This is a genomic window from Pseudomonas sp. GM24 (assembly GCF_000282235.1).
GTDB lineage: Bacteria > Pseudomonadota > Gammaproteobacteria > Pseudomonadales > Pseudomonadaceae > Aquipseudomonas.
The window spans coordinates 1-642 of sequence record NZ_AKJR01000383.1; the positions used below are offsets into that span (position 1 = coordinate 1).

Consider the following 642-nt stretch of genomic DNA (forward strand, 5'->3'; position numbering starts at 1 on the left):
CGCCGCACGCCACCGTCGGGCAAGGTCTCTTCAATGAGTTGGCCGAGGGCATTCCAGACCAACCGATGCCGACTGCTGTCCGGGTAGCGAATCGACAGCAACTGCCCACGGATGTCGTAGTAGTAATGCGTAACTTGGCCGTCCGGATCGACCGCCTCGGTGACATCGCCCTCGGCATTGCGCCGGTAGATCCACACCGCGTCACCGCGAGAGCGTTTATGCAGGAAACCATTGCGATACTCGTAGGACGTTGGCGTCTCAGCCGGCGGAATCAGCGCCACCAGCCGTCCGACCTCGTCGTAGCGGTATTCGGTGACCGCACCCAAGGCATCCTGCTCGGCGATCAACCGCCCCGAGGAGTCATAGGCCTTGAGCTGTTCGCCACCATCCGCCGAGACTTTACTCACCAGCCGCGCACGCTCGTCGTGGACGTAAGTCTCTTCGGTGCCATCGACGTAATGCACTGCGACGCTGCCGTCGTCATTCCAGACGTAACGCGTGTCCATCTGCGAAAACGATGCCCAGTGGCGCACGCACCGCGCCGATTTCCCCGAGCGTTCCCACTCCCAGAAGAAACTCGCCCCGCCCGCCAGTTGCCGCTGCAGGATCACGTGGGCGTCGTCGTAGTCGTAACGCTCGCTG

At 62.6% G+C, this 642-nt stretch carries 1 pseudogene; it reads right to left on the reverse strand.

The features are described from left to right. Window positions 1-642: pseudogene (locus PMI23_RS28530) on the reverse strand (RHS repeat domain-containing protein); the annotation flags it as partial.